This is a genomic window from Synechococcus sp. PCC 6717 (assembly GCF_022698185.1).
GTDB lineage: Bacteria > Cyanobacteriota > Cyanobacteriia > Thermosynechococcales > Thermosynechococcaceae > Thermosynechococcus > Thermosynechococcus lividus.
Map to the genome: position 1 here is coordinate 1 of NZ_JAKLTV010000039.1, position 7,815 is coordinate 7,815.

Sequence of the window (7,815 nt, forward strand, 5' to 3'; positions counted from 1 at the left end):
TAATGAACTCACATCGACGTGGAGTTTTTTTACTGACATACTGTACCATTGACCATACTTCTTCATCAGTGAGACCATTTGAAATTGCAACATTATGAATGTCGCTGTGCAAAACCTGTTGCACGATTGACTGAGCAAATCGATCCGTTTGCTTGCGACGATTGCCGATGAAATCGAGCGTTTCACTGAATGGCTTACCACAAGTTCGACACTTAAACTGGCGACGATTGATCTTAAGAATCTTAAGAAATACGGTTCGTCCACTGATGCTTAAATCTCGCACTAGATACCAATGATTCTGGTGTAAATGACAACTTTTTTGTTGGCAACGTGGGCAAATCGCCTCGGTTGTCTTTGCTTCCACTATAAGAATCAATTCTCCCGCAACATCGGTATAATCTTCAACCTCAATTCCAGGTAGGTTGAGTAGATCAGTTAGAAGTAGCTGCATATCTTAGATTTCGTATAGCATGTTACATTAGCATACCAAGTCCGATAGACCCTGCCATTGTTGCTATCGAGGATTTGACAGGCATTCGAGATAGAATCAACCAGCAACCGAGAAACACGACCGAGCGGAGACGGTCTAACAGTTGGGCGTTCTATCAGTTGCGACAATTCTTGGAATACAAGGGTATCAAGGAAGGAGTTGAGGTGGTTGCTGTACCACCTGCCTATACCAGTCAAACCTGCCATTGTTGCTTGCATATTGGGCTGAGAACTGAAAAAAAGTTCAAGTGTGGGCATTGCGGATGGATTGGTGATGCAGACCTAAATGGAGCAATCAATATTGCGCTTTTGGGGCAGTCCGTAACGCTGCCTGGAGGCTCCTGGCTAGCTTGCGAGATAGCCGGAGGGCTACAGAAAGCCTCGCTCTTCTAGGGCGGGGAAGTTTACTGGCTTGCAATATCCCCTATTTCCTATGTCCTGTTTAAGGTCAAATGTCAGGTTTGTTGTTGCAATCACTGTGCTATGGCTCGCCAAGAACCAGACTTTAGGGTTGATCCCCGCTTTATTGCGGGGGTGGCGGCTCTAAACCGGGGGGATTATTTGCTGGCGATCGCTGCATTTGAGGCGGTCATCGCCCAGTATGGTGTGCAGCGAGAGGGGTTAAAGGCACATTTGCACCTCATTAAAGCCTATACCCACACCCAACAGTGGCAAGAGGCGATCGCTCTGTGTCAGTTTCTCACCCATGCTAGGCATCCCCGCATCCGTGCATGGGCACGCAAGTATCTCCCAGAACTCGAGGTGTACCGCGATGAGGAATCCACCTCCCCGAATCTGCAACTCACCGTTCCACGGCTATCCTCTGGGCACATTCAGCTTCGACCGGTGTCACGGGGGTATCTTTGGGCAAGCCAAGGGATCACGATCGCTGTGCTAGCAGGGCTAGTGTACGTCGTTATTTTGGGGGGAGTAACCTATCTGACAGGGCTACCTAACGATACCGTGGCGCTGTTGCGAGGCTGGGAAGGGGCGATCGCCGCGGCATTGGTCATCTTTTTGGGCGTGCTCCTCTTTGGTTTTAGCAGTGCTCTTTGGTCTGTTGTCCTGAGCTATGGGTATGGGCTGCGCCCCGTTAGTTTGAATGAATTAAGGGAGTACAGCCCTGATGCAGTGGCTCTCATGGACACTCTGCCATGGTCGTGGTGGCAACCCCGCCCCCAACTGCGCTGCATCATCACCACTGCCCCCCTGATTTTTAGCTATGGTCGCTGGCAACGACGGGTTGTCGTGAGCGAGGGGTTACTGCGAACTGCCACCTCAGAGGAATTGGCGGCACTCTTGGCGGTGGAACTAGCACAACTGCGACAGGGGTTGAATACACTGATGGCACCTCTTGTCCTAGCGCTGCAATGTCCCTACGCGGTGTACGACCGATTGAGTCGCTGGGGCGATCGCTGGGCACCGCCCTACGGTCAGGGTTGGGGGCGGCGATGGGGGGCAATAACCCTATACGCTTGTTGCGCACTGCTCAGTCAAGGGAGTTACCTTGTCTTTCGGGGGCTGGAAATGCTCTTGTTTTGGACAAATCAACTGCGGCAGTACTACAGCGATCGCCAAGGAGCGGCGATGGCGGGTAACCCCAACACCTTAGTGCTGGCATGGCTACGGTTGATGCACGCCACCGCCCAAACGGTGAGCACCCAAGGCAGTATTGGCGGGGCTCTAGAATCGCTGCGGCTGCTGCTGCCCTTGAACCCAACCCAGGCCGCCCTCTGGGGTGACCAACCCCTCGACTGGGGGGCGATCGCCCGCTGGGATGGGGATCACCCGCTCCGACACTGGTTCCGCTGTACCTCCTCCCATCGCCCGTTGGGGCTGCGGCTGCGAGCTTTGATGTCCTATAGCCGTCGCTGGCAGCTACCCTGCTTACTCTTGGTGTCGCCCCAACCCTTACCTCCCTTACAGCGCGGTTGGCTGCAGTTGACCCCCCTTTGGGGCGCGATCGCCGGTGGTCTGCTAGCCCTACTTTTAAGTGGCATCGGCCATTTTGCCGTCCGGGTTGGGCGAGTGGGGGCAGCCCTTTGGTGGCTCACCGATTGGCAGACCCTAGGCCTAGGGCTTAGCAGTATTGGTGTTGGGCTAGGGTTGTTCCTGCGCATCAATGCCTACTACCCTCCCTTGGGCGATCGCCCAGAACCCGCGACCCTAGGGCAACTCCTGCACCGCTCCCTTGCTCTGCCCCTCGACAGCACGCCTGTTCGGCTAGAGGGTCGGCTGTGTGCTGTCACCGGTCTAAGAAATGGGTTGGGGCAGCACCTGTGGTTACAAACAGCCAATGGCCTTTGGCTACTGCGCTGCTATAAATCATGGGGCGCTGCTTGGCCAATTGTGCAGCCACAACTGTTAAAACAGCTTCAGAACCGCTCTGTTGTGGTTGAAGGTTGGTTTCGGCGGGGCACCATCCCCACCGTAGAAGTTGCCACATGGCAGTGCCCAGACCTCAAACAAACGCAGCAGTGGGGGGCGCCTTACTGGGCTGTAGGGGTTGCAACCCTATGGGTGCTTTACGGCCTTATCACCATCCTCGGCTGGTTGTGATATGCACATTTCCCAATCTCAATTACGCCACCTCAAAAATTGTCCGCGCCAGTTTCAGTACCGCTACTTGAACCGCCTAGGGTTACCAGACAGCCTCAGCAGTGCTCAACACCTTGGCCGTGAGTTCCACCGCCTGATGCAGCAGCATTTCCACGGCTTAGATATTCACCCTCTTCTAGAGGCTCAACCGACTTTGCGGGAATGGTTTGAGCAGTTTCAAGCGGATCTGCCCCCTATGATTGCAGGCACCGCCTACACTGAACACCGCTGTAGTACTGCCCTAGAGGGTTTTACCCTTGTTGGTATCTACGATCTGGTGATTTTTGGCACGGATCGTGCTCAAATTTTCGACTGGAAAACCTATCCCCAGCCGCCTCCCCAAAACACATTAGCACGCCATTGGCAAACCCGCCTCTACTGCTACCTGCTAGCAGCCACCACCGACTACTCCCCTGAGCAAATTTCCATGACCTACTGGTTTGCCCAAGGGGAAAGGGGGGCAACGGTCTATACGTTTCACTACACTCAAGCGCAACATCAACAGGTTGAAGACGACCTTACACAGCAGTTGCAGCAGCTTCAATACTGGCTCAACGACTATGAACGTGGCCAAGACTTACCACAGGTCAGCCTAAAACTTAGTCCTAAGCACTGCTCCCCTTGCCCGTTTCGGGAACGCTGCCAGCGCACCCCGCCCCCCCAAGACAGTACCTTGGCACCCTTTTTAGCCGTGCTCGAAGACGCGATCGTACCCCCCTAAATCCAGTTCCACAATGGCCGGTAGGCAGCTTAGGGCAGCCTCGACCAATGGCAGGCGTTCTTCCCGCACCAGTATCGACAGTAACTGTTGCCGCAGAGGAATGAGGTAGCGGACATCATTAGCGGCATAGCGCAGTTGATCGTCACGCAGGGCGAGGGCATTCCCCCAGTCTGAACTTTGGGCAGATTTATCCAGTTCAACCCCCAGCATATCGAGGGCTAAATCCTTAAGGCCGTGCCGTGGTGAATAGGTGCGGGCAATTTTACTGGCAATTTTGGTGCAAAACACCGGCTGAACGCGGATCCCCAAATGGTGGCGCAGGGTTGCCAAATCAAACCGCGCGTAATGAAAGATTTTGGTGATGCCAGGGTGCTCTAGGAGGTGTTGCAGATGGGGAGCAGCCGTTTGCCCCCGGCCAATTTTGACCACTGCCACCTGACCGGCAGGATTACAGATCTGCACCAAACAGAGGCGATCGCGGGCAATATTTAAGCCCATTGTCTCCGTATCCACCCCTAGCTGCTCAGCATTGAGAAACTGAGCCAGCGCGGTTTCACTTAAATCATTGTCAAAACACTCTAGGGGAAAATCTAAATCCATGACTTGCTACTCAAGTTTAAGAGGGCTGTAGGTTGGGCAGAGAGTCTAGCCGTTAGCTGGGATGGGTGTCTGCGGATGGCTCTTTGCTGATGGCTATCCGCTCTAACTGCCAAAGAATTTGATTACTTTCGCGCCGTACTCGCGAAACTTGCCAGTTCCGCCATACCCACTCTTCGCCACGGCTGGTGACCGCACTGGCATGGACATCCATTAGCTCGGCTAACTCGCCGCTGGTAATGAGATAGCTTCCTGCTGCTAATTCATCGGCAATGCGCAGCGTAGCAATGAGTTCTTCAAGGCGGCTCCGCCGCTCTGACCACTGCAGCGATCGCCCCCCTAGCGAATCATTGTCATTATCGGCGGACAGACCTAAAGAGGGTTCTACCATGGACACTTCTCACAAGGCGTTGCTTCCAAATCTTAATGATCTTAATGGTAAATGGCGCACTGCCAAAGACGGTGTCCCAAATGGCCGATCGCCCCTAGGTAACATAAACGGGCAAATTAGCCTAAGATTATCGGTAAGGTTTAACGAAGTGATACACCCGCTCTATTTTAGGAGGACATAACCCTATGGCACTCGTACCCATGCGCTTGCTGCTGGATCACGCAGCCGAAAATGGTTACGGCATCCCCGCCTTCAACGTCAATAACATGGAGCAAATCCAAGCGATCATGCAGGCGGCTCACGAAACCGACAGCCCAGTCATTCTGCAAGCGTCGCGGGGTGCCCGTAAATATGCTGGGGAAAACTTCCTGCGCCATCTGATTCTGGCGGCGGTGGAGACCTATCCCCATATTCCGATTGTGATGCACCAAGACCATGGGAACGAGCCTGCCACCTGCTACTCTGCCATTCGCAATGGCTTCACCAGCGTGATGATGGATGGCTCCCTCGAAGCGGATGCCAAAACCCCCGCTAGCTATGAGTACAACGTGGCAGTGACCAGCGAAGTGGTGAAGGTGGCTCACTCCATTGGTGTGTCGGTGGAAGGGGAACTCGGCTGTCTTGGCTCGCTGGAAACAGGTCAAGGGGAAGCGGAAGATGGCCATGGCTTTGAAGGCACCCTTGATCACTCGATGCTGCTCACCGATCCAGATCAAGCGGTGGACTTTGTAGAGCGCACTCAAGTGGATGCCTTAGCGGTGGCGATCGGCACCAGCCATGGGGCTTACAAATTTACTCGCAAACCCACGGGTGAAATTTTGGCCATCAGCCGCGTTGAAGAAATTCACCGCCGCTTGCCCAACACCCACCTAGTGATGCACGGCTCTAGCTCCGTCCCCGAAGACTTGATCGCTCTAATCAATCAATACGGTGGGGCTATTCCGGAAACCTATGGGGTGCCGGTGGAGGAAATCCAAAAAGGGATTAAGAGTGGTGTTCGCAAAGTTAACATCGACACTGATAACCGCCTAGCCATTACTGCGGCTGTGCGCGAAGCCCTTGCGCTTGCTCCCAAGGAATTTGACCCCCGTCACTTCCTCAAACCCTCGATCAAGTACATGCAAAAAGTATGCGCCGATCGCTATCAACAGTTTGGCACCGCTGGTAATGCCAGCAAGATCAAGCAACTCAGCCTTGAAGACTACGCTGCCAAGTATGCCAAAGGCGAACTTGCCCAAGTGGTTCAGAAAGCTGTCGGGGTCTAGGAAGTCCTGAGACCTGATAGCGTGTATAGGGGTGGCTGCGGTCACCCCTTTTGCGTCTCTTCCTCAGCTTTCTAATAGGTTGCAGCGCCCAGTTACACCGAACAGTTGTTATGCATCAAACAATTCAAAGAACCCTTGCTGGCGTGGCCCGGGCAATCGTGCCTGACCTTGTTCACCAGTATCAAAAAAACACGTGGGCACAGCGCAGCTTACCCCACTTTATTATTCTTGGGGCGCAAAAGGCGGGCACAACCAGCTTGCACGATTATTTAAGCCAACATCCCCAGTTAGTTCCTTCTCTAAAAAAAGAAGTTCATTTTTTTGATGGCGGCACTCATCCTAGCATTGATACCTTTGAGAAGGGATTGCCTTGGTACCGTGCCCATTTTCCCCTCGAGAGGGACTTACAGGACGGCAAGCAGACCTTTGAGTCATCGCCGTTGTATCTTTTTCACCCTCGTGTGCCGCAGCGTATTGCCGAGGTTTTGCCCAACGTAAAGATGATTGTACTGTTGCGCAACCCCAGCAAGCGGGCAATTTCCCACTACTTTCATGAAAAGCGCAAAGGGCGGGAGCCGCTAGGAATGTACGAGGCGTTTACTAGTGAAGAACGTCGCTTGGCACCCTTGATAGAAAATGCTAACTATAACAGCCATGGGTTTATTCACCACTCCTACAAGTGTCGCGGCCTCTACCAACAGCAACTCGAGCGGTATTTTCAGCTGTTTACCAAGGAGCAATTGCTGATTTTGAGCAGTGAACACTTCTTCAGTGCCACAGCAGCTTGCCTGAGAACAGTGTTTGAGTTTATTGGGGTTGATCCAGAGTATCAGGTGACTAACTTGCAGCCCAAAAATGTCGCGAACAATCGGACAGTGGTTCCACCGCTGGTTGATGACTACTTAGACGAGTTTTTTAAGCCCCATAATGAGAGACTCTACCAACTGCTAGGGCAGGATTTTGGCTGGTAGATGCAATTAGGGTTGCTGTTGCCGCAGGAGGAGCTGCTGGGCTTGACTCGGAGTCAGCAATTGGCCATCCACCTCAATTTGTAGAACGCTATTGGCGGGATTTTCTAATTGCTCGGGTGTTAGCGCAGAGCTGGCATCCACGCGATCGCGCTGGTCGTAGCGCCACTCGTTCTGTAGCATTCGATTCATTTGGGAGGATTCAAATCCCGTTGTCGGGGAGATAGGGTTAAATACTGGTGGTAAGGGGGCAGCAACGCTAGCCACTGGCCATAGCAGTATGCTTAGGCTAGCTATTAAGTAACGATTCATGGGTATCATGAGTTTTGTCTCCGTGATGGCGATCGCTCAAGTGGCAACTTAACTTAAAAAGATTTCCTATGCTCGTGAGATAGGCGCTGGCTATCTATCTCTAATTTTATCTGCATGTGGGGGTTCGGGGGAGCGATAAAACCCCGGCGGGGATACATGGACTCCCCCGCACGAGTCGAGGGGAGTTAATCTCCCTGAGACAAGCAATCAACTTGTGGTACAACTATCCCAGGTTTTGGTAGATAAAATGCTCGTCTGCGACGCCAATCCTCAGCACTCGTTCTCATTTGTGTCAGTGTTTGACACTCCCACCACCTAAAGGTGGGGGATTCTTACGCAGTCCATAAACGAACTCATAAAGGCGTTGTCAAGACGCCCCTACACAGTTCCTAGAGGCAAAGCCCCAAGGTTCTGCTTACTTGTAACAACTGTCGCCGATTGGGTTTTTCACCAAGGATGGCGACCAAGTATAGT

Annotated in this window: 8 protein-coding genes and 1 pseudogene; 5 read left to right on the forward strand and 4 right to left on the reverse strand. The window is 53.0% G+C overall.

The window, feature by feature from the left end:
• On the reverse strand, positions 1–451 hold a 451-nt coding region (locus L5470_RS12055; RefSeq protein ID WP_499500114.1), incomplete at its 3' end, for a transposase family protein.
• Here L5470_RS12055 and L5470_RS12060 point away from each other — a divergent pair.
• From L5470_RS12060 to L5470_RS12070, 3 genes and pseudogenes are all read left to right on the forward strand, one after another.
• A pseudogene (locus L5470_RS12060) lies at positions 448–882 on the forward strand (RNA-guided endonuclease TnpB family protein); the annotation flags it as partial. The gene L5470_RS12055 and the pseudogene L5470_RS12060 overlap by 4 nt on opposite strands.
• Before the next feature lie 90 nt (positions 883–972).
• A complete protein-coding gene (locus tag L5470_RS12065; protein ID WP_499500115.1) occupies positions 973–3,048 on the forward strand; it encodes a M48 family metalloprotease in 2,076 nt (691 codons plus the stop codon).
• A gap of 1 nt (position 3,049) precedes the next feature.
• The gene (locus tag L5470_RS12070) at positions 3,050–3,808 is read left to right on the forward strand and encodes a PD-(D/E)XK nuclease family protein (protein WP_499500116.1); all 759 of its coding nucleotides are present in this window, start codon (positions 3,050–3,052) and stop codon (positions 3,806–3,808) included.
• Here the strand turns inward: L5470_RS12070 and L5470_RS12075 are convergent.
• Together L5470_RS12075 and L5470_RS12080 are read right to left on the reverse strand one after the other, a co-directional pair.
• A complete protein-coding gene (locus tag L5470_RS12075; protein ID WP_499500117.1) occupies positions 3,773–4,408 on the reverse strand; it encodes a ribonuclease D in 636 nt (211 codons plus the stop codon). The genes L5470_RS12070 and L5470_RS12075 overlap by 36 nt on opposite strands.
• Before the next feature lie 52 nt (positions 4,409–4,460).
• Positions 4,461–4,796 carry a hypothetical protein gene (locus L5470_RS12080; RefSeq protein ID WP_099799023.1) on the reverse strand — a complete coding sequence of 112 codons (336 nt, stop codon included), beginning with the start codon at positions 4,794–4,796 and terminating at the stop codon, positions 4,461–4,463.
• A gap of 185 nt (positions 4,797–4,981) precedes the next feature.
• Between L5470_RS12080 and fba the strand changes: the two genes are divergently transcribed.
• Both fba and L5470_RS12090 read left to right on the forward strand, forming a co-directional pair.
• Positions 4,982–6,061: a class II fructose-bisphosphate aldolase gene (fba, locus tag L5470_RS12085; protein WP_448515066.1), complete on the forward strand. Its 1,080-nt coding sequence runs from the start codon at positions 4,982–4,984 to the stop codon at positions 6,059–6,061.
• 110 nt (positions 6,062–6,171) lie between these two features.
• Positions 6,172–7,032: a sulfotransferase domain-containing protein gene (locus L5470_RS12090; protein WP_099799024.1), complete on the forward strand. Its 861-nt coding sequence runs from the start codon at positions 6,172–6,174 to the stop codon at positions 7,030–7,032.
• A 6-nt stretch (positions 7,033–7,038) separates the two neighbouring features.
• Here the strand turns inward: L5470_RS12090 and L5470_RS12095 are convergent, their stop codons facing one another.
• On the reverse strand, positions 7,039–7,341 hold the full coding sequence (locus L5470_RS12095; RefSeq protein WP_448534377.1) for a hypothetical protein: 303 nt from the start codon (positions 7,339–7,341) through the stop codon (positions 7,039–7,041).
• Positions 7,342–7,815 lie beyond the last annotated feature (474 nt).